The organism is Candidatus Acidiferrales bacterium (assembly GCA_036514995.1).
In the GTDB taxonomy this organism is placed as follows: Bacteria; Acidobacteriota; Terriglobia; order Acidiferrales; family DATBWB01; genus DATBWB01.
This window is the reverse complement of the sequence record DATBWB010000062.1, coordinates 12,866-33,108: the sequence shown is the minus strand read 5'-3', so window position 1 is coordinate 33,108 and position 20,243 is coordinate 12,866. Positions and strand designations below refer to the sequence as shown.

Below are 20,243 nucleotides of genomic sequence, written 5' to 3'. Positions count from 1 at the left end.
TTCAGCGGCCTTGTTCCAGCAGGCGAAAGCGCTTGACATGCTCCTTCAGGATGCAACGGTCCATTACGACATTCAGGCCGGCTTTGCGAGCGGCCTCCCCTGCTTCTTCATGAAGGACTCCCTCTTGCATCCACACCGTCTTCGCGCCGATCGCTATCGCTGAAGCGACAACCGGCGGAACCTCGTCGGAGCGGCGGAAGACGTTCACGATGTCCACTTTCATCGGAACATCCTCCAACCGATGATAGGATTTCTCGCCGAGAACTTCCTTTTCGTTCGGGTTGACCGGAATAATCCGGTAGCCGACCGATTGCATGTAGCGGCTCACGCCAAAGCTGGGCCGGTAAGCTTTGGCGGACAGGCCCACGACAGCGATGACCTTGCTGTTTTTGAGAATTTCTCCGATTCGATCGTCCATCCTCTAACCCATCTTGAAGGGAAAGGCGTATGCATTCACACGAAGGTGGATCTTACTTTTTCGAAGGCCTTCAAGAATATTTCATTTTCCTCCTGGGTGCCAACCGTGACGCGTATGGCAGTGGGAAAACCCATGAACGCCATGGGGCGCACGATGACCCCTTTGCGCTTGAGAAGTTCAAAGACCTCGTCCCCGTCGCACCCCACGTCCACCAAGACAAAATTCGTAACCGATGGGACAAACTTCACGCCCATCCGCGTCAGACCGTCGCCAAGAAACTTCAGTCCGCGGTTGTTCGACTCCACCGACCGCCGAATGTGATCCCCATCGTCCAACGCAGCGAGCGCGGCAGCCTGCGCAATGGCCGAGGTGTTGAATGGCGAGCGGATGCGATTCAGGTAGCCGAGCAGCTCAGGCCGGCCAATGCCATAACCAATCCGCAAACCAGCCAGCCCGTGGGCCTTCGAGAACGTGCGCAAGACCAGCAGATTCCTGCCCTCTCGCACGTAGCCAAGCGAACGCGAATAGTCCGCACGCTGTACGTAGTCGAAGTACGCCTCGTCAAGCACCACGACCACGTGCTCCGGCACCCGCTGGAAGAACCGGTCAAACTCCGTTGCCGTGAACATGGTGCCGGTTGGATTGTTCGGATTGGCCAGGAAAATGGCTTTGGTGCGCTCCCCAATCCCCCCCGAGATTGCCTCCAGGTCATACGCTGAGTTCTTGAGTGGAACGCGCACCAACTGCGCGCCCACCTCCTGTGCGGCAATGTAGTACATGGCGAACGACCCGTCCGAGGTCAGCACTTCATCCTCGCGCGCAACAAAGGTCCGCGCCACCAGCTCAATCAATTCGGTCGAGCCGGCGCCGAGAATGATTTCGTCCATGGATACGCCCAGCCGGGCGGCCAGCTTTTCGCGCAGATAGTAGCCGCTGCCGTCCGGGTAGCGATTCGCCAGAGGAAGAAATTGCATAATGGCATTCACCGCTTTGGGCGAAGGGCCCAGCGGGTTTTCGTTCGAGGCCAGCTTGATGGCCTTGACTTTCAGCTCGCGCTCGATTTCTTCTACCGGTTTCCCCGGCACGTACGGTCGCAGCTTGGTGATGTAAGTAGGAATCAGATCAATGAGCGTGCGCTTCATGGAATTGCGCCGGAATGACTGCATCTCTCCTTTGTTCAGAGTGAGCTAGGTCAAAATCTTTTGCTTTGCCCGAGCTGTTTCCCGCCGCCTACTCGGTTTTTCCTGCCGGCCCTGCGGCTGCCGTCGAGGCCTGTTCCCCGATGGAACCAGTTGGCTCAACCGCCGCTGGCGATTCAGGCGGCTGTCCCTCGCTGCCCAAAGCGCTCTTCGCCAGCTCTTCAAATTCCTCGAGGCTCGGCAGCTCGCTCACATCTTTGAGGCCAAAGCGAACCAGGAAATCCCTGGAGGTGCGATACAAAATCGGCCGGCCGATGCAGTGCTTGCGGCCAGCGGTCGTGACCAGCTTCTTTTCAAGAAGCGTATGGATCACTCCGCTCGTGTTTACCCCCCGGATTTCCTGGATTTCCGGGAGCGTGACCGGTTGCTTGTAAGCTACGACGGCGAGCGTTTCCAGCGCTGGCAGCGAAAGGCGCAATGGCGCCTGCAGACTCTTGATGAATTGTCGCAGAACCTCGTGGTGCTCCGGCTTGGTCGAGAGGCGATATCCGCCGGCAACCTCGCGGATTTCAATCCCTCGGTCGGGCGCCGCGCTGGCCGCAATCAACTCGTCCATGGCCGCCCGAATTTCACGGCGATCTTGTTCGGGCAAGACTCTTACGATCTGGTCGATCGTGACAGGGTCCTCCGTCACATAGATAATCGCCTCCAGGATTGCCTTCATCTCTTCTCGCGTCATAGCGCCTACTGGTAGGACTGTTCAATGGACGGCATGAGCCGCCCCTCTTCGCTGAAGACCCTGTCAAACATCCGATGCTTGCGTAGAAAGATGTCGCTAAAACTTTTCGGCTGCGTCAACACGACCGCTTGCAGCCGCACCAGCTCCAACACCGCCAAAAAGGCCACAATCATCCCCTGGCGGCTCCGGCAGGATGAAAAAAACTGGGTCAGCGAAACCGGCTCTGTGGCAGCCAACAACCGCCGCCGCAGCGCTTCGATCATCTGCGTGACCGTGACCTGCTCTCCCGCTATACCCAGCGTCGGCGGCTCTTTGACCCGTTCCAATACTTCTCGGAACACCCGCACCAGGTCAAAGAGCGACACCGCAATCTCGCCCTGCTCCTCTTCAACCTCATATAGAGACAGATCCGGCTTGGACCAGACGTGCGCCTCGATCTGCTGTTTTTGGTGGAGCATCTGGGCCGCCTGCTTGAATTTCTCATGCTCCAGCAGCCGGTGCACGAGCTCCGTCCGTGGGTCGATCTGCCCCTCCGGACCCGCCAGCGGGTCGGGCGGCAGCAACATTCTGGACTTGATGTAGATGAGCGTGGCTGCCGTCAGGACAAACTCGCCGGCGATGTCTATGTTCAGTTGCTCGAGCCGGTGCAGGTAGTCGAGATACTGCGCGGTAATCTTCGCTATCGGAATGTCGTAGATGTCGATTTCCTGCTGGCGGATAAGGTCGAGCAAAAGATCGAGCGGACCCTCATAGATCGGAAGCTGCACTTTGTAGGCTGACGGTGTTCCCACGTGCCTCAATCCCCGGGAGCAACGGATGACTTTCTTGCTGGCTCCTGGCGAAAGACCAGCTTCATGGCCTCCCGGACATGCTCCATCGTCTTTCTCGCCACTCGTCGTGCTCGCTTGGAGCCCTCGACCAGAATGGCCCGGACATCGTCGGGCCGCTGCTCGTAGTTGCTCCGCCGCTCGCGGATCGGCTCCAAATTTCTGAGCAAATTGTCCGCCATTATTTTCTTGCAATCGATACAACCGATAGCGGCCGAACGGCACTCGCGGTCGATTTGCGCAATCGTGTCGGGCGGCGAATAGAGCTTGTGAAATCCATAGAACACCGGGCAAACATCCGGATTGCCCGGGTCGGTGCGACGAACCCGCGCCGGGTCCGTCACCATGGTCCGTATCTTTTCCCGAATGGAGCCCTCGTCTTCGCCGATGAAGATCGCGTTGTTATAACTCTTGCTCATTTTTCGGCCATCGGTTCCGGGCAGCCGTGGCGACCGGGTAAGCAAGGCTTCCGGCTCCACCAACACCGAAAACATTCGCCCATCAATCTTCTCCCGTTGAAAGACTTCCTGCCAATGGCCCGGCTCAAATCCGCGAAACCATTTGACAATTTCCGAGCGAATCATCGTGCGATCTTCGCCGCTGATCTCTGCCTTGCCGAGGGCGCGAAGGTTCAAAGCCTGCCCGGCATTTGCCAGTTCCACGATACGAAGCAGTTGTCTGCGCTTTCCCGCCCGCCACGCCCCTTCGGTGACCACCGGGAAGAAGCCGTTGAAACGCCGCACAATTTCCCGGGCGAGCTCAACATGAGGAACTTGATCTTCTCCGACGGGCACATAATTCGCCCCGTAGATCACGATGTCAGCCGCTTGCAGCAGCGGGTAGCCCAAAAACCCGTACATCCCGAGATCTTTCTCCTTCATCTGTTCGATCTGCTCTTTGTAAGTCGGCACTCGCTCGAGCCAGCTAAGCGGGGTCACCATGGAAAGGAGCAGGTGCAGCTCGGCATGTTCGGGCACTTCTGACTGTACAAAGAGTACGGAGCGCGCCGGGTCAAGGCCTGCTGCCAACCAGTCCGTGGCCACCTCAAGGCGGTTCTGGGCTACCTCCGACGTGTCGTCGTAATCCGTCGTCAGCGCATGCCAGTCGGCAATGAAGTAGTAGCATTCATACTGGTCCTGCAGCTTGACCCAATTCTCCAGCGCCCCAACAAGGTTGCCGAGGTGCAATTTCCCCGTCGGGCGCATTCCACTCAACACTCGCTTTTTGCGAGCCATGATTGGCTAGACCCCGCTCCCGCTCGCAGCCAGAAGGTCGCGGGCAATGATCATCCGCTGCACTTCGCTGGTGCCTTCGTAAATCGTGGTGACGCGGGCATCGCGGTACATTCGTTCCACGTCTGAATCACGCGAATATCCGGAACTACCCAGAATCTGTACAGCCTTGGCCGCGACACGGTTCGCCATCTCGGAAGCATAAAGCTTTGCTCGCGAAGCGTAAGCCCCGAGTCGCCCCCCGCCGAGGTCGCGCACGTGGGCCGCCTGGTAGGTCAGCATGCGCGCCGCCTGAATTTCCGTCTCCATGTCCGCCAGCATCCATTGAATCGCCTGGAACTCGGCAATGTTTTTGCCGAACGCTTTTCGCTGGCGGGCATGTTTCACCGCTTCTTCAAACGCTCCTTGAGCGATGCCCACGCACTGCGCCGCGATTCCTACGCGGCCTCCATCGAGCGCCTCCAGCGCGATCTTCAGTCCCTGGCCTTCGTCACCAAGACGATTTTCAACCGGAACCTGGCAATCAGCCAGAAGAATTTCAGCCGAGTGAGACATGCGCAAGCCCATTTTGTCTTCGTACCGGGCGATGCGGAAACCGGGAAAGTTAGGCTCCACCAGAAAAGCGCTGACGCCGCGAGCGCCTTGGCCGGGTCCGCTAACCGCCATGATGAGATAAACGCCGCTCACCCCGCCGTTCGTTACCCAGCTCTTTGTTCCGTTCAGGAAGTAGTCATCCCCGCGCCGCTCCGCGCGAGTTTGAATACCCGCTGAATCGGAGCCGGCCTGCGGTTCGGTCAAGCAGAAGGCGCCCAGCATCTCGCCCCGGGCGCAGGGCACCAGGTATTTCTTCTTCTGCGCTTCCGTGCCATGGCGAAAGATCGGCATGCACACAACCGAGGTGTTCACGCTCACCGTAACCGCCGTTGTCGCGCAAACGCGCGCCATCTCCTCCAGCGCAATGGCGTAGCTCAGCGAATCGCTCCCGCTCCCGCCGTACTCTTCCGGAACGAGCATGCCGAGAAATCCCATTTCGCCAAGCTTGCGAATCTGCTCGGCAGGAAATTGTTCGTCACGTTCCAGTTGTCGAAGGAGAGGGCGAAGCTCGGTTTCCATGAACTGGCGCACAGTATCGCGCACCAGTTTTTGATCTTCGGTGAGAGAAAAATCCATGTAATCAGTGATGAACGCACGCTTACGTCAACGGCGAATATTAGCACAAGGTCCTTGCAAAGGCCACTTGGTGGAAATGGATGGAAATGTTGTTCAACCTGCAACAGGCATTTGGCGTCTTCCCCTGATCCCGCCGGGTGGCCGCTAACAGTGCTGTGCGAAGAAAATCGCGCATCTTCGCAAGCCCACACCTTGCGCCTAACTTGTTGAGAGTGGAGCCCGATGCTATACTTTTCGTTTGTTGCGCCGCGCAGGAGAGCGAAATTGAGTTCCTTCTGGCTCTGGGTCGCGTTATTTCTCTATTCCCTGGGTTTGGTTCACTCCATCATTACCGTCGTCACTCGAAGACAAGTCATTTTCCGCGTGGCTTTGCTTGCTTTCTCGCTGGGCTTTGTGTTTCATCTGGTTTCGCTCGTCGAGCACGCTTTCCTGACCCATCGGTGGCCGGTGACGACGGTCGCCGAGGCCACTTCCCTGTTCGCGTTCATCATCACTGCCGGGTTTCTGCTCGTCTATGCCCTGACGGGCGTCAACTCGCTCAGCGTTCTTGTCTTCCCCATCGTATTCGTGATGACGCTGGCCGCCGCCACCAGCCAGCCGGCACTCGGGCCCATCGCTTCCCCGCTCTTGCGCGCCACTTGGGTCCCTGTTCATATCTCGTTTGCCCTGGTGGGTTACACCGCTCTCGTTATCAGTTTTCTTGCTGGCATCATGTATCTGATCCAGGAACGCGAGCTAAAGCGCCACCGTCCGCGAACGTTCTACTATCGGCTGCCGCCGCTTGAGGATATTGACCGGATCGCTTCGCGGACCCTGGCCGTCGGCTTCCCGTTCTTGACCGTGGCGATCATTCTCGGCGCGCTCGGCGCCTCTTCCACATGGGGTCCGAGCTGGATGCGAGACGCCAAGGTGTTGCTCTCATTCCTTCTCTGGTTCATCTACGTCATGCTGGTTTATTCGCGGGTAGCCGCCGGTTGGCGCGGCCGCAAGGCAGCGTACTTTGCCATGGTGGGCTTGGTCGCGGCGCTGGCAAGCTGGGCGGGTAACTATTTGAGTGCTCATCATTCGTTCATTCCCCCGCGATAGGCTTGCCCGACAGGTCGGGGAGCGGAATCAACGATGAACCTCGCTCTCGTGGGTCTCAATCATCGGACTGCTCCGGTAGAAATTCGGGAACAGCTTTGCTTTTCCGAAAAGGAACTACCGTCGGCTCTCGAGCAAGTGCGTGCCTTGGATGGGATCACGGAAGCGATCATCTTTTCCACCTGCAATCGGGTGGAGCTTCTGGCCAGTGGTGCAGACGGCTGCGATGTCGCCGCGGCCCTGGCGCGATTTCTCTCCGAAAACCGCTCTTTTCCCCTGATCAATCTCGAACAGCATCTCTACCGGCACCGGCAGCGTGACGCCATCCGCCACATTTTCCGCGTGGCCGCGAGCCTGGATTCGATGGTTCTCGGCGAACCGCAGATCCTCGGCCAGGTCAAAGCCGCCTTTACCATGGCCAAGACAGCGGGAACGGTCGGCGCCTTGCTCGAGGAGCTTTTGACCGGGGCTTTTCACGTCGCCAAGCGAGTTCGCACGGAAACCGCGATCGGTACGGCGGCTGTCTCCATCAGCTACGCGGCCGTCGAACTGGCCAAGAAGATTTTTGGCCGATTGGAAGGCAAAACGGTTCTGGTCATTGGCGCTGGCAAGATGAGCGAGTTGGCGGCCAAGCATTTGCTCAGCTCGGGGGCTTCCACCGTTTTTGTTGCCAACCGGACGCACGAGCGGGCGCACGAGCTGGCGCAGATCTTCGGCGGCAAGGCCATTCGCTTTGAAAACCTGCCCGACTACATCGAGCAATCCGATATCATCATCAGCTCGACAGGCGCCCCGCACCACATCATTCGGAAATCCGACGCTCAGAAGTTCCTCGCTCGGCGCAAGAATCGGCCCATGTTTTTCGTGGACATTGCCGTGCCGCGCGACATCGACCCCGAAATCAATCAGCTCGACAACATCTTCCTTTACGACATTGACGACCTCGAGCAGGTCGTCGAGGCAAACCGGAAAGAGCGAGCCCGCGAGGCCCAGATTGCGGAAGAGATCGTCAGTCGAGAAGCGGAAAAGCTGATCCACCGGCTCAAAGCTCTGGACGTGGTGCCGACGATTGTTTCCTTGCAGCAGCGGCTGGAGGAAGTGCGCGCCGAGGAGCTGGAACGCGCCCGGTCCAAGCTCGGTCCACTCACCCCCGAACAGGAGCAGGCGGTGGATTTTGTGACTCGCAGCATGGTCAACAAGATTTTGCATTCGCCCATCCAGCAACTGAAATCAGTCGCCAGGCAGCCGGATGGGTTGCGGCTGGTCGAATTTGTGAAAAAGGTTTTTAACCTGAAGGATTAACGCTTTGTCTCCCGATACTCTTGTGATCGGCTCCCGCGGCAGTGCTCTCGCCCTCTGGCAAGCCGGTTGGGCCAGGGCGAGGCTCGAAGAGCAACACAGCATCTCTGCCCGCATCGCGGTGATCCAAACGACGGGTGACAAAATCACCGACGTTCCTCTTGGTCAGATGGGCGGCAGCAAAGCGCTCTTCACCAAGGAAATTGAAGAGGCCCTCCTCGCCCATCGCGTGGACCTGGCTGTACACAGTATGAAAGATGTGCCCACCGAATTGCCCGCCGGGCTCGTGATCGCCGCCGTGAGTGAGCGCGAAGATCCACGCGATGCGTGGATTTCTCGTTCCGGCGCCACGCTGAAGGATTTGCCGGGCGGCAGGGTCGGCACCAGCAGCCTTCGGCGGACATGCCAGTTGCGCCTTCTTCGCCCGGACCTGGAAATTAGGCCCTTGCGTGGCAATCTCGACACGCGCCTGCGGAAATTGGATGAAGGACAGTTCGAGGCCATCGTGCTGGCCGCGGCGGGATTGAAGCGGCTGGGGCTTGAATCGCGCGTCACCGAGTTCTTTTCCCCCGAGCGCATGATCCCGGCAGTTGGCCAGGGTGCGCTGGCCATCGAAATCCGCCACCAAGACACGCGGACAGGGCAGTTCATTGCTTGCCTCGATCACCTCTCGACGCGTCTGGCAACGCTCGCCGAGCGTTCCCTTCTCCGAAGGCTCGGTGGCGGTTGCCAGGTGCCGATTGCCGCCAACGCTGCCATCCAGAGCGATACCTTGCGACTGGTTGCCCTGGTCGCGTCGCCGGACGGGGCTTGCGTGGTGCGCGGGACAAGGTCTGGCCCGGTGGGCAGCGCTGAGGAGATCGGCCAACATCTGGCGGAGGAGCTTCTCGAGCGCGGCGCCGGCAAAATTTTGGCGGAGATTTACTCGCACTCAGCCCTTGCGCCACCGGGTGCCGGATAGCGACCTCATGCCCAAGCAGTCTTCCGTCGGAAAGGTCTATCTCGTCGGCGCTGGGCCGGGCGATCCCGGGCTGCTGACCCTGCGTGCCCGCGAAATCCTCGAACGCGCCGGCGTTGTTGTCTTCGACCACCTTGCCAATCCAGAGCTGCTCGCTCTGGCTCCCCCAAAAGCGAAGCGCATTTACGCGGGCAAACAGGCTGGCGCGCATGCCCTTTCGCAGGACAGGATCAATCGTCTGCTCGCAAACGAGGCAAAGCGCGGCAAGATTGTCGTCCGGCTCAAGGGCGGCGATCCCTTCATTTTTGGTCGTGGCGGCGAGGAGGCTGAGGCGCTGGCTGCGGCGGCGGTTCCCTTTGAGATCATCCCGGGAGTCAGTTCCGGCTATGCCGCTCCTGCCTACGCTGGCATCCCGGTAACGCATCGCGCCGTTGCGTCCTCCGTTGCTTTTATCACCGGACACGAAGACCCCGAGAAAGGCGCCCGAGGCTTGGTTGTGGACGCGCGGCGGGGCGCATCCGTTGACGGTGAGCGTTCACCCCAGGCCGACTTGGGCGGAGCGGTGTCTTCGCTCCACTGGGCCGAGCTCGCCACCGGGGTAGACACGCTTGTGTTCTTTATGGGCCTGCGAAATCTTCCCGTCATCGCCAGCAAGCTAATCACTCACGGCCGGCCGTCGCGCACGCCAGTGGCGGTGATCCGATGGGGGACGCGGCCGGACCAGCAGGTGGTTACCGGGACGCTGACCGACATCGCCGCTCGCGTCGAAGAAGCAGGCCTCGAGCCCCCGGCCTTGACCGTGGTGGGCGACGTCGTCGCGCTGCGCGAGAAGCTCGGCTGGTTCGAGAAGAAAGCGCTTTTCGGCCGGCGCATCGTCATCACCCGCGCCCGCCACCAAGCAAGCGCGCTTCGTCGCGCTCTGGAAGAACTTGGTGCTCAGGTCATCGAACTGCCGACGATCGCCATCGCCCGTCCCCGCAGTTGGCGGGACCTCGACCGCGCCATCCGCCGGCTTGATCAATACGACTGGGTTCTCTTTACGAGCGCGAACGGGGTGCGAAAATTTTTTGAGCGGATTGCGGCGGCGCAAAAGGATGTGCGAGCCATGGGTTCCGCCCGTCTCTGCGCCATCGGACCCGCCACGGCCAAGGAACTGGCCGGATATCACCTGCGAGCCGATATCGTCCCCAACGAGTATCGCGCCGAAGGTATCGTTCAGGCGCTCAAAAGATATGATCTTCGCGGCAAAAAGATTCTATTGCCCCGAGCGCGCGTCGCCCGGGATGTGGTTCCCAGGGAGCTCGGCCGGCTCGGCGCGACGGTAGATGTCGTCGAAGCCTACCGCGCCGTCATTCCGAGAGAAAACAAAAAGCTGGCACATGAAATCTTTTCTCACTCACGGCCGGACATGATTACTTTCACAAGCTCATCGACCGTCGAGAATTTTGCTGCCCTTTTGGACGTGAGGTCACTCAAGAAGATTCTCGCCGGCGTGAAAATTGCCTCCATCGGCCCCATCACCAGCCGCAACATTCGCCGCTTCGGTTGCCGTCCGGCCATCCAGGCAAATTACTACACGATTCCTGCGCTGGTGGAGGCGATCCAGGAATACTTTAGTCGCCAGCATAGTTGAGGGTGCGCGGGTGGCGGTGTTTTCGCGGCCTGCGGTCCCTCGGATTTCGATTTTCTTGCCCGGAAACTACCGCCGGTTGGCAGAGCCGGCAACCTGCGCTGACAACCGCAAACCTAGCCCAACAATCTGAACAAGTACTCCAGTACCATTGCACTTGGCTCGCTGCGCAAGGCAGAATCGCAATGCCCAGCGGGGGGAGTAAAACATGCGTCCATGGGCCATCGCCGCGCTAACAGTGCTTTTTGCTTTGTCAGCAGGCACATTTCTGTTTGCAAAGGGACCCGGAAACAAGAAGGATCCGGGCGGTCCCGGGCAAAGAGGCAAATCCACTTCGGTGAGTGTCGTCGTTTCAATGCCGGGTAAGAAGGCAGCCGCTCCACGCTCAACGCCACCCGGTTGGAGCCAGGGCAAGAAGACCGGCTGGCGCGGTGGAGCGGAACCTCCCGGACAGGCCAAGAAATCCGGCACAAGTTCTGTCGTCGTCCACGCCAGCGCGACAGGCCGGACGTCAGCGTCCAGACCAGCGCGTTCGGCAGGCGCTTCGGCGGCAAGAACAACGAGAAACTCAGGCAAGGCCTCCGCTCACTCCGGCGCTGGCCATCGCAAACCCTAGCCGACAAAGGACAAGGTAGCGCAGGCCGCGGCTGATCCTCGCGCCCTGCGGCAGTTCGAGTTTGGATGGAAGAAGGACGGCAGGTTGCCAACGAACGGCAACCGGCGCCGCCACCAATGCACTAGCCGGGTCTTTGCCAGTAGGCTCGGCGCTCGCGGGACTTGAGGAGCCAACCGCGCCCGTCCCAGGCGACAAACTTGACCAGAGCGTTCGGAGGAGCCCGCTCGATCCAGTAAACTGACTGGCCATCGGGCACGCGTACGATCACTTTCCACGACATGATTTTTCCCGCCGGGGTCGCCACGGCTTCTGTTCCCGCCACCTCAATCTCGGCATCCTGAAATCCCAGCGGAGACGCCCGGTTAGTGATAAGCGAGGGCAGAAGGCGTGTCCTGATCTTCAGACCTTCGCGGAAGCTAAGCGCGCGCAGGCTCACCGGCAATTGGTCCTCGAGCAAATCACCGGCCAGCAAATCGAGTGGCTGGGCGCCATCGCCCTGGCCGTCGAAGTAGGAATGGAATTCTATTTCCGCTTTCGGCCCCCAGGCGCGAACTTCCTTGAACGTATTCCCACACCATTCCTGGCTGCCCACAGTCAGCTTTACCATTTGTTGGGCGCGGTCGCGCCGGACGAACACACTCGTCAGAAAATGGTAAGGATAATTTTCGGTGGGATAGGCATGGATCTGGTTGAGCTTCAGAACCGGCAGAAGCGGCTTCCCCTCATAAGGCGGATCAGCTTTGACGTACAGCTTCTCGGTGAATTCTTCCTTGACGAGAATGAGCACCGCATCATAGGAGCGCGGCTTTCCGTACTGGACGCGGCGGGCGGCGTAAGTGGCTACTTCCGCCAGACCATCGTCCCAGAGCGGCGCTTCCGCCCAGCGCTCGTCAAAAGATTCGTCGCTCGCCACCCTCAACCACTCCGCTTCCCCCAGGGCGGGGCCAGCTTTCGCCGCCGGGGCCGCTGGCGGAGGGCTCCGGCGAAGATGCAAATAACCGGCAACCACTGGCACCAGCAATACGAAGACGGCAATGATCCAACCTTTCCCACGCATCTTTCACCCCACTAAGCAAATGAACAATCGGTCTCGTGGAAACTGCGTCAGCTCGTTCCCACTTTTCGATTTTCGCTTTTCGACTTTCGGTTTTCGAATTACAGCTTGAGCAGTTCGCGCAGGCGTTTTGTCTGGGCGCGGCTGACCGGAATCTCGGTTTGTTTCTTGTCGTCCATGCGCAGTTGGTAGGAGGACTTGAACCAGGGCACAACCTCTTTGATCCGGTTGATGTTGACCAGATAAGAGCGATGCGCGCGCCAGAAAACGCTCGCGTCGAGGCTGCCTTGCAACTCTTCGATCGTCCGGAAGTTCGATTGGCCTTCCAACTCTCGCGTCACAATCGTAATGAGACCGTCCTCGATGGAGGAATAGATCATCTCTTCCGCGTCAATCAGGAACAGCCGTTGAGCGCTTTTGAGGAGCAGCTTGACCCTCTTGCCGGGCTTCCGCTCAAGCTGATGGATGAGCGACTCAATGCGCTCGGCCGGCGACGATCGCGCTTCCAGGAGCTTTCGTGCCCGCGCCACCGCTTTGCCCACCCGAAGCTTGTCGAAAGGTTTGAGGAGATAGTCCACCGCGTTCACTTCAAAGGCATGCACCGCGTAATGATCGTACGCCGTGGCGAAAACGATGTAGGGCACACGAAGATGTCTGTCCACAAGCTTCTTGATCACCCCAAAACCATCGAGTCCCGGCATCTGCACGTCCAGGAAAACCAGGTCCGGGTCGTGTTCCTTGATAAGCTGAACCGCCTCCACGCCGTTCCGGCCCTGCGCGATCAGATTGATTTCTGGAAAAGCTTTCAGCAGGAAGGCCAGCTCGTCTCGAGCCGGCTTCTCATCATCAACGATGAGGGCAGAAATCTGCATCTCTTGGTCGCTCGCCAACCCGGCACCCCCCCGACGACGCCCAAAAGTATAGACACCGCTGCCGCCACGGTCAACCTGACAGCGCCAGACGATATGCTATAGTAGCCGAGAGGTGGTGAATGGAGGCAAGAGAGTTCGCGCAACACGTTGATTCTTTCCTTCGGCCCGCCACATTTCCGCTGGCCATTCGCATGCTCGCGCCGGGCGAAGTTCCGCCGGCAAAAGTCAAGCAGCCCAAGCGCGACCTGAACATTGAAATCGCCGTGTGCCAGGCGGTCAGCATGGCGCGGCGGTACGGTTGGACGCTGGCTGTCGGGCGCGAGGACGTGAATTGCGTGCTCACCAAAACCGCATTTGGCTTTGAGAAAGAGCTTCCTTACTACTCCGAGGGCAACTGTGCCTGCGGCATGTACACGGAAACGAAAGCGGCCGGCGCGAAAACGGAAGCCGCAACGCACAAATTTCCTCACGGCAAATACGACCGCATCCTGGTTGGGCCGGCCGCTCGAGCCGACTATTCGCCCGATGTTCTGCTCATGTACGGCAATTCGGCGCAGGTGTTGCGGCTTGTCACGGCGGCGCTGTGGAAGCGCGGAGGCGCCCTCACCTCTTCCTTCACCGGTCGCCTCGATTGCTCCGATGAGATCATTCGCACGATCGAAAGCCAGGACTACCAGGTGATCTTGCCCTGCTATGGCGACCGCGTGTTCGCTCACACCGAGGATTGGGAAATGGCTTTCTCCTTGCCGGCATCGAAGATGGAAGAATTGGTGGATGGCCTCAAAGGTACCTACGCCGGCGGCATTCGCTACCCGATTCCGACCTTCTTGCGTTACAGCCCGCAGTATCCGGAGAAGTATAACGAGCTGGCGCGGTTGTGGGCGGAGGAAAAGAAATAATCCTCGAGCAAGAGCGGCTGCCCGGGCATGGGCGGCCTGCTTTGTGATTCTGTGTTGCCCAGGCCGGGCATGCCTGCCCCGCTCATGTGCGTGAAGATGAGCGCCAAAATGAAACTTTCATCCAAGTGTAAGGTCAAAGGTTCTCGGGTCATCTTCCGGGGCCCGATCTTTACTGTCCGGCGGGACCTGGTCGTCGAACCGGGAAATATCAAAGCCATCCGCGACGTGGTGGAACACCGTGGCTCGGTTGTCCTGCTGCCCATCTTTCCCGACGGGAAGATTCTCATGGTCCGGCAATATCGCCACGCGGTCAAGCGTTCTCTCTGGGAACTGGTCGCCGGGCACATCGAGCCGGGCGAATCGCCGCTCGCCGCTGCGCGCCGTGAGTTGAGGGAAGAAGCTGGATACCGGGCCGCGCGCTGTGTCCGGCTACTCGCCTTTTTCCCGACTCCGGGCTTTGTGAGCGAAAGGATGGTTCTCTATCGCCTGGAAGGCTTGCGCCCGGGCCAGGCAGCGCCGGAGGACGACGAAAGGATCGTCTCGCGGAAATTCTCCTTGTCGCAATTGCTGCGGATGATCCGCCGCGGAAGGATTGCGGACGCCAAGTCCATCGCCGGCATCCTGTTTTATGCGATCTTTTCCAAACGAAGAGCTGATGCGACGCTTGGGCCACGGTTGGGGCGTCCGGCATGAACCTGCATGAAAACATTCGGCTGCTTCGAAAAAACCCCAGTGCAGGCCAGCCCGGCTTGCCACTTGACAGTCCAAGCGCCTTTGGTAGAATTCGCTGCTGTTGCGGGCTTGCCGAATGGTACGCGAACGACCGGAACCACAGGGCGCGGCGGATTTTTTTCTATTCAAGGGCGACTCCTGCCATGGCGGGATGACGGCACACAACAGCTTGAATGTCTCTCAGGAGGAAGGTAAGTGAAAGCGACAGGACGCGTAAAATGGTTCAATAACAGCAAGGGGTACGGCTTCATCGGCCAGGACGACGGTACCGACGTTTTTGTGCACTACACCGCGATCGTCGGTGATAGCTACAAGACCCTGCAAGAAGGGGAATTGGTCGAGTTCGAGATCGTTCAGGGCCAGAAGGGACCCCAGGCTGCCAACGTCGTCAAGATATCATAAACCTCACCGACGACAACTTCGGAGGCCTCCGCGGAAGCGGCGGCCTCCATTTGTTTGCCCACCTCGAATGGGCACGCCCCAATCGCCCTCGTCCTTTCCGGTAGCAAAGATTGGACTGCCCCGAAGTTTAGGGATGGGGATTAGGGCTTCGTTTTTTTCTGATAAAAACCAAGACCCTTCAAAGAAGAGCAGGCTTCGCTACCCATTTCATTTTAGGCTGAGCGATAATGGGAGGGAACGAGGGCCAGCATGCCGGCCAATCTCACCCCTGAATACCTCCACGCCGAAAAGCGGTTCAAAGCCGCACAAACGGGCAGCGAAAAACTTGACGCCCTCGAAGAGATGCTTGCGACGATTCCCAAACATAAAGGCACCGAGAAAATGCAGGCGGACATCAAGCGCCGTATGGCCAAGGTGCGCGGCGAGCTGCAGCACAAGGGCGGGCCTGCCCGCGGTGCTGCTGTTCCCCATATCGAAAAGCAGGGCGCCGGCCAGGTGGTTTTGATCGGCGCCCCCAACACCGGCAAATCGCTTCTTGTTCGGAAACTGACGCACGCCACGCCGGAGGTGGCTGAGTATCCCTTCACCACGCGCCTGCCCTGTCCCGGCATGATGCCGTTTGAAGACATTCAAATTCAGCTTGTTGATTTGCCGCCCGTCCATCCGCAATCTTTGGAAAGTTGGCTGCCGCAGGTGATTCGTTACGCCGATGCAGCCTTGCTGGTGGTAGATCTGGGTGCGCCCGATTTGCTGGACGAGATTGAAACCACGGTCGGCCAATTGGAAAAATCGAGGATCCTCCTGCGGCACCAGCCTCTGCTTGACCGGCCAGCAGGCCTCCCTGCCGGAACGGCCACTCCGGCCGGATGCATTGCGCTCCCAACGCTCCTGGTGGCCAACAAGCGAGATATGCCCGGGGCCGGAGAAAATGCTTCGGCGCTTGAGGAACTCTATCGCGGCCGGTTCCCCATGATTTCTGTGTCTGCGGATTCGGGCGAGGGGCTTGAGGATTTGAAGCGCGCCATCTTCACCCGGCTGGATATTCTGCGCGTTTACACAAAAGCACCCGGCAAGAAAGCGGACTACACCGCGCCCTATGTCCTGAAGCGCGGCGCCACCGTCGTCACCCTCGCCGAACGCGTCCACAAGGATCTTGCCCAATCCTTTCGATACGCTCGCGTTTGGGGCCACGGAAAGTTTGAAGGCCAGATGGTCCAGCGCGACTACGCGCTGGTGGATCGCGACGTCATTGAGCTCCATTGTTAGGTCGTGGTTTCGCTTATAATCTTCGACGGAGTTCGGCATGGAAAATCGGGAGATTGCCAAGATCCTGCGCGAGACCGCCAACCTGCTCGAGCTCGATGGCGCTCAGATTGGCCGCTACCGCAGCTACGAGAAGTCTGCCCAGGTGATTGAATCCCTATCCGAGCGCATCGAAGACATTGCCCGCGACCCCGCCGGGGATTTGACGGCGCTTCCCGCGATTGGCGATCGCATGGCCGAGCATATCCAGGAAATCGTGAGCACCGGCGGCTACAAACTTCACCGGCAACTGCTCAAGAAATATCCGCCGACCATCCTGGAGGTCCTCTCGCTGCAAGGGCTTGGTCCCAAGAAGGTTGCTGTCCTCTGGAAAACTTTCAAAGCGGGCACTGTCTCGGACGTTGAAAATCTTGCCCGCGAGGGCAAGTTGCGCGACCTGGCTGGCTTTGGCGAAAAGACCGAGCAAAACATTTTGAAGGCGGTTGAAGTCCACAAACGTTCGGCCGGCCGGTTCCACATCCACGTGGCCGACGGCACGGCGGCATTGCTTGTGGATTATATCGAAAGGCTCGGGGACCGCGTCGAGAGCATCACCCCGGCTGGCTCTCTCCGCCGCGGCAAGGAGACCATCGGCGATCTCGACTTGCTGCTGATTTCCGAAAACGGCAAAGCGGTGAGCGAGCACACCTTGAAATACCCCGAGATTGACCAGGTGCTGGCTCACGGGGAGAACAAGGTCAGTTTCCGGCTAAGAAATACCCTGCAAGTGGACGTGCGCATTTTGGACAAGAAGAATTTTGGCGCGGCGTTGATGTACTTCACCGGTTCCAAGGAGCATAATATCGCCCTCCGCGGCCTGGCCAACAAACTGGGCTATACGCTGAACGAATACGGGCTATCCACCCTCAAGGGCAACCGCATAGTGGCCAGCCGCACCGAGGAAGAAATCTACCACCGCCTCGGCTTGCACTACATTGAACCCGAACTTCGAGAGAACACCGGCGAAATCGAGGCCGCGCTGAAAAACAAGCTTCCCCGGCTGGTTGCGCTCAACGACATTCGCGGCGACCTTCAGATGCACACCACCGCCAGCGACGGCAAAAACTCCATTGAGGAGATGGCACAGGCCGCCAAGAGGCTCGGCTACAAGTACATCGCACTTACCGAACATTCCAAAGCGGTCACGGTGGCGAACGGCCTCGATGAGAAGCGCGCGCTCCAGCAGATCAAGAAAATTCGCGAGGCCCAAAAACGCACCGACGGCATTCGGCTCTTGGCCGGGATGGAAGTGGACATCAACAAAGACGGCTCGCTCGATCTGGATGACGAAGTCTTGGCGCAGCTCGACGTTGTCGTTTGCTCTGTCCACTCCTACATGAACATGGAATCGTCCGCCATGACCGACCGGCTGCTGCGCGCCATGGCGAACAAGCGCCTTCAGATTCTGGCCCATCCCACCGGACGCCTGCTGTTGCGTCGCGATCCCTTCCCCTTTGATATCCAAAAGGTTTTGGACGAGGCCAAGAAGCGCGGCGTGGTGATGGAACTGAATGCCTTTCCCGACAGGCTGGACTTGAAGGACATTCACCTTCGCATGGCCAAGGAGCGGGGAGTGAAAATCGTTATTTCCACCGATGCCCACGCCACCACCCACCTGGAGTGGATGCCATACGGTGTGAAGATGGCCCGGCGCGGCTGGCTCGAAAAGAAGGATGTCCTCAATACCCTCCCCCTCGACAAGATGATGGCGGAGTTGAGGGGAAATGGGCCGTAGTCCGCGGCGAGAGAGTGTGCCGGCTGTTTCGCCGGCAAGCCGCCGCGGCCTTTCAAGCCTGCTGGACAGGCTCGACATCGCACCACTTGTGCCGGCTCGGATACACCTAAAGCACGTAAACAAGTTGTTTTGAGAAGACCGGGGCCTCCATCGAGCATTCCAGCATGCCGACCGTGGTGCCAGAGAGGGGTTGCAAGGCAAGAGCATTTTCGACATCATAGCGCATCGCTCAGCGGCGACCGTTTCGAAGCCCCTTACCACATGGCACGGGGCAAACCATTGCCGAGGAGAAACCTGAATTTATGGAGCGTCCTGCCAAAATTCCTCCGGCCAAGGGCAAGATTGGAGTCCTCACACCCGGCATGGGGGCGGTGACAACCACTTTTTTCGCCGGCGTGGAAGCCGTGCGCCGCGGCCTGGCCAAGCCTTTCGGTTCGTTGACCCAGTTGGGTACCATTCGGCTTGGCAAGCGTACGGAAAATCGCGTACCGAAGATCAGCGAATTTGTGCCGCTTGCTTCTCTCGACGATCTGGTGTTTGGCGGCTGGGATATTTTCCCGGATAGCGCCTACCAGGCAGCGATCAAGGCCGGCGTGCTCGAGCGCTCGCTCGTGCACCAGTTGAAACCCTTTTTGAACAGCATCCGACCCATGAAGGCGGTCTTCCATAAAAACTACGTCAAGAGGCTCGACGGGTCCAACGTCAAAAAAGCCAAAACGAAGTGGGATCTTGCCCTGAAGCTCAAGGACGATATGGCGAAGTTCAAGGAGAAGAACAAGTGCGACCGCCTGATCATGGTTTGGTGCGCTTCCACCGAGGTGTATCGCAAACCCTCGGAGGTCCACAAGGACGCCGCCAGCTTCGTGCGCGCGCTCAAAGAAAACCACGAGGACATTGCCCCCAGCATGATCTACGCGTACGCGGCGATCACGAGCGGCGTCCCCTTTGCCAATGGCGCGCCCAACTTGACCGTGGACATCCCGGCCATGATTGAACTCGCGCAATCGAACAACGTGCCGATCTGCGGCAAGGACTTCAAGACCGGACAGACGCTCATGAAAACCATCGTCGCCCCCGGGCTCAAAGCGCGCATGCTTGGCGTGGACGGCTGGTTCTCCACCAACATTTTGGGCAACCGGGACGGCGAGGTGCTGGACGACCCGGAATCCTTCAAAACGAAAGAAGAATCCAAGTTAGGCGTGCTCGAATACATCCTTCAACCGCAGGTCTATCCGGAGCTTTACGGCAAGCTCTACCACAAGGTGCGCATCAATTACTATCCGCCTCGGGGCGATAACAAGGAAGGCTGGGACAGCATTGATATTTTCGGCTGGCTGGGCTACCCGATGCAGATCAAGATCGATTTCCTGTGCCGCGATTCGATCCTGGCGGCGCCCATTGTTCTCGATCTCGTTCTCCTCCTCGATCTTGCCAAGCGCGCCCGGATGCGCGGCATCCAGGAGTGGCTGTCGTTTTATTTCAAAAGTCCCATGTGCGCCCCTGAGCTTTATCCCGAGCACGACCTTTTCATCCAGCTCATGAAGCTCAAAAACACCCTCCGCTGGCTCAAGGGCGAGAAATTGATCACGCACCTGGGCACGGAATACTATGACTAATCGCTTGCCAGGAAGGTTCGAAAATGACTTTCCAAGAATTTGAACGCCAAGTGGACGCATTGAAGCGAGGCCCGGCGCTGCTCGAGCACGTTACCCGAGACATGAGCGACGCTGCCCTGCGCACTCCGCCACAGCCTGACAAATGGTCGCCCATCCAAATCGTCGCTCATCTGGCGGATGTCGAGCTCGTCTATGGCTACCGCATGCGGCAGGTGCTGGCTGACGCGAATCCAACCTTCGCTCCGATTGATCAGAATGCCTGGGCCAAACGATTCCGCTACCGGGAGGCTGCCCTTGCTGACAAGCTCGAGCTTTTTCGGGCAGCGCGCAAGGCCACGCTCAGCCTTCTCGACCTTGCTGCACCGGAGGACATGGAACGCAAAGGCTTTCATCCCGAATATCAAAAGCATTACACCCTTGGTGACCTGGTTCAGACCCTGGCCAACCACGACGCCAACCACATCGGCCAAATCGAACGCCTGAAACAGCAAAACCCTGGTAAATAGCTGAAGTGGGGAGC

Annotated in this window: 19 protein-coding genes; 11 read left to right on the top strand and 8 right to left on the bottom strand. The window is 59.0% G+C overall.

Annotated elements, in window-relative coordinates; translation table 11 throughout:
• Position 1: 1 nt before the first annotated feature.
• From VIH17_04495 to VIH17_04470, 6 genes are all read right to left on the bottom strand, one after another.
• On the bottom strand, positions 2-418 hold the full coding sequence (locus VIH17_04495) for a CoA-binding protein (GenBank protein HEY4682493.1): 417 nt from the start codon (positions 416-418) through the stop codon (positions 2-4).
• Between the two features lie 35 nt (positions 419-453).
• Positions 454-1,560, bottom strand: coding sequence for a histidinol-phosphate transaminase (hisC, locus tag VIH17_04490; protein ID HEY4682492.1), 1,107 nt, complete (start codon positions 1,558-1,560; stop codon positions 454-456).
• 88 nt (positions 1,561-1,648) lie between these two features.
• Complete coding sequence (scpB, locus tag VIH17_04485; GenBank protein HEY4682491.1) at positions 1,649-2,296, bottom strand: SMC-Scp complex subunit ScpB; 648 nt, start codon at positions 2,294-2,296, stop codon at positions 1,649-1,651.
• A 5-nt stretch (positions 2,297-2,301) separates the two neighbouring features.
• A complete protein-coding gene (locus tag VIH17_04480) occupies positions 2,302-3,087 on the bottom strand; it encodes a segregation/condensation protein A (GenBank protein ID HEY4682490.1) in 786 nt (261 codons plus the stop codon).
• 5 nt (positions 3,088-3,092) lie between these two features.
• Positions 3,093-4,358, bottom strand: a complete 1,266-nt coding sequence (gene trpS / locus VIH17_04475; protein ID HEY4682489.1) for a tryptophan--tRNA ligase — start codon at positions 4,356-4,358, stop codon at positions 3,093-3,095.
• Positions 4,359-4,364: 6 nt separating this feature from the next.
• On the bottom strand, positions 4,365-5,525 hold the full coding sequence (locus VIH17_04470) for an acyl-CoA dehydrogenase family protein (GenBank protein ID HEY4682488.1): 1,161 nt from the start codon (positions 5,523-5,525) through the stop codon (positions 4,365-4,367).
• A 264-nt stretch (positions 5,526-5,789) separates the two neighbouring features.
• On the opposite strand from VIH17_04470, the gene ccsA reads away from it, so the two are divergent.
• The 4 genes from ccsA to cobA are packed head-to-tail and all read left to right on the top strand — an operon-like array spanning position 5,790 to position 10,498.
• On the top strand, positions 5,790-6,611 hold the full coding sequence (ccsA, locus tag VIH17_04465) for a cytochrome c biogenesis protein CcsA (protein HEY4682487.1): 822 nt from the start codon (positions 5,790-5,792) through the stop codon (positions 6,609-6,611).
• A 33-nt stretch (positions 6,612-6,644) separates the two neighbouring features.
• On the top strand, positions 6,645-7,910 hold the full coding sequence (gene hemA, locus VIH17_04460) for a glutamyl-tRNA reductase (GenBank protein HEY4682486.1): 1,266 nt from the start codon (positions 6,645-6,647) through the stop codon (positions 7,908-7,910).
• 4 nt (positions 7,911-7,914) lie between these two features.
• Complete coding sequence (hemC, locus tag VIH17_04455) at positions 7,915-8,868, top strand: hydroxymethylbilane synthase (GenBank protein HEY4682485.1); 954 nt, start codon at positions 7,915-7,917, stop codon at positions 8,866-8,868.
• Positions 8,869-8,875: 7 nt separating this feature from the next.
• Positions 8,876-10,498: a uroporphyrinogen-III C-methyltransferase gene (gene cobA / locus VIH17_04450; GenBank protein ID HEY4682484.1), complete on the top strand. Its 1,623-nt coding sequence runs from the start codon at positions 8,876-8,878 to the stop codon at positions 10,496-10,498.
• 734 nt (positions 10,499-11,232) lie between these two features.
• On the opposite strand, the gene VIH17_04445 is transcribed toward cobA, so the two are convergent.
• On the bottom strand, positions 11,233-12,168 hold the full coding sequence (locus VIH17_04445) for a hypothetical protein (GenBank protein ID HEY4682483.1): 936 nt from the start codon (positions 12,166-12,168) through the stop codon (positions 11,233-11,235).
• Positions 12,169-12,266: 98 nt separating this feature from the next.
• Complete coding sequence (locus tag VIH17_04440) at positions 12,267-13,055, bottom strand: LytTR family DNA-binding domain-containing protein (protein HEY4682482.1); 789 nt, start codon at positions 13,053-13,055, stop codon at positions 12,267-12,269.
• 101 nt (positions 13,056-13,156) lie between these two features.
• Here VIH17_04440 and VIH17_04435 point away from each other — a divergent pair, with 101 nt between their 5' ends.
• The 7 genes from VIH17_04435 to VIH17_04405 all read left to right on the top strand — a co-directional run bounded on the left by VIH17_04435 (position 13,157) and on the right by VIH17_04405 (position 20,229).
• Positions 13,157-13,936 carry a DUF169 domain-containing protein gene (locus tag VIH17_04435; protein ID HEY4682481.1) on the top strand — a complete coding sequence of 260 codons (780 nt, stop codon included), beginning with the start codon at positions 13,157-13,159 and terminating at the stop codon, positions 13,934-13,936.
• A 108-nt stretch (positions 13,937-14,044) separates the two neighbouring features.
• Positions 14,045-14,629 (top strand): NUDIX hydrolase, encoded by a 585-nt coding sequence (locus VIH17_04430; GenBank protein HEY4682480.1) that lies wholly within the window; start codon positions 14,045-14,047, stop codon positions 14,627-14,629.
• Positions 14,630-14,863: 234 nt separating this feature from the next.
• Positions 14,864-15,070 (top strand): cold shock domain-containing protein, encoded by a 207-nt coding sequence (locus tag VIH17_04425; protein HEY4682479.1) that lies wholly within the window; start codon positions 14,864-14,866, stop codon positions 15,068-15,070.
• Between the two features lie 249 nt (positions 15,071-15,319).
• Positions 15,320-16,336 (top strand): GTPase, encoded by a 1,017-nt coding sequence (locus tag VIH17_04420; protein ID HEY4682478.1) that lies wholly within the window; start codon positions 15,320-15,322, stop codon positions 16,334-16,336.
• A 37-nt stretch (positions 16,337-16,373) separates the two neighbouring features.
• Positions 16,374-18,107: a DNA polymerase/3'-5' exonuclease PolX gene (polX, locus tag VIH17_04415; protein HEY4682477.1), complete on the top strand. Its 1,734-nt coding sequence runs from the start codon at positions 16,374-16,376 to the stop codon at positions 18,105-18,107.
• 302 nt (positions 18,108-18,409) lie between these two features.
• Positions 18,410-19,723 carry an inositol-3-phosphate synthase gene (locus VIH17_04410; GenBank protein HEY4682476.1) on the top strand — a complete coding sequence of 438 codons (1,314 nt, stop codon included), beginning with the start codon at positions 18,410-18,412 and terminating at the stop codon, positions 19,721-19,723.
• Between the two features lie 23 nt (positions 19,724-19,746).
• Positions 19,747-20,229: a DinB family protein gene (locus tag VIH17_04405; GenBank protein HEY4682475.1), complete on the top strand. Its 483-nt coding sequence runs from the start codon at positions 19,747-19,749 to the stop codon at positions 20,227-20,229.
• The last annotated feature ends 14 nt before the right edge of the window (positions 20,230-20,243 follow it).

Coding starts and splice junctions, on each gene's coding strand:
- VIH17_04495 (HEY4682493.1), bottom strand. CDS start 418: ATGGACGATCGAATCGGAGAAATTCTCAAAAACAGCAAGGTCATCGCT.
- hisC (HEY4682492.1), bottom strand. CDS start 1,560: ATGAAGCGCACGCTCATTGATCTGATTCCTACTTACATCACCAAGCTG.
- scpB (HEY4682491.1), bottom strand. CDS start 2,296: ATGACGCGAGAAGAGATGAAGGCAATCCTGGAGGCGATTATCTATGTG.
- trpS (HEY4682489.1), bottom strand. CDS start 4,358: ATGGCTCGCAAAAAGCGAGTGTTGAGTGGAATGCGCCCGACGGGGAAA.
- VIH17_04470 (HEY4682488.1), bottom strand. CDS start 5,525: ATGGATTTTTCTCTCACCGAAGATCAAAAACTGGTGCGCGATACTGTG.
- hemA (HEY4682486.1), top strand. CDS start 6,645: ATGAACCTCGCTCTCGTGGGTCTCAATCATCGGACTGCTCCGGTAGAA.
- cobA (HEY4682484.1), top strand. CDS start 8,876: ATGCCCAAGCAGTCTTCCGTCGGAAAGGTCTATCTCGTCGGCGCTGGG.
- VIH17_04445 (HEY4682483.1), bottom strand. CDS start 12,168: ATGCGTGGGAAAGGTTGGATCATTGCCGTCTTCGTATTGCTGGTGCCA.
- VIH17_04435 (HEY4682481.1), top strand. CDS start 13,157: ATGGAGGCAAGAGAGTTCGCGCAACACGTTGATTCTTTCCTTCGGCCC.
- VIH17_04430 (HEY4682480.1), top strand. CDS start 14,045: ATGAAACTTTCATCCAAGTGTAAGGTCAAAGGTTCTCGGGTCATCTTC.
- VIH17_04420 (HEY4682478.1), top strand. CDS start 15,320: ATGCCGGCCAATCTCACCCCTGAATACCTCCACGCCGAAAAGCGGTTC.
- polX (HEY4682477.1), top strand. CDS start 16,374: ATGGAAAATCGGGAGATTGCCAAGATCCTGCGCGAGACCGCCAACCTG.
- VIH17_04410 (HEY4682476.1), top strand. CDS start 18,410: ATGGAGCGTCCTGCCAAAATTCCTCCGGCCAAGGGCAAGATTGGAGTC.
- VIH17_04405 (HEY4682475.1), top strand. CDS start 19,747: ATGACTTTCCAAGAATTTGAACGCCAAGTGGACGCATTGAAGCGAGGC.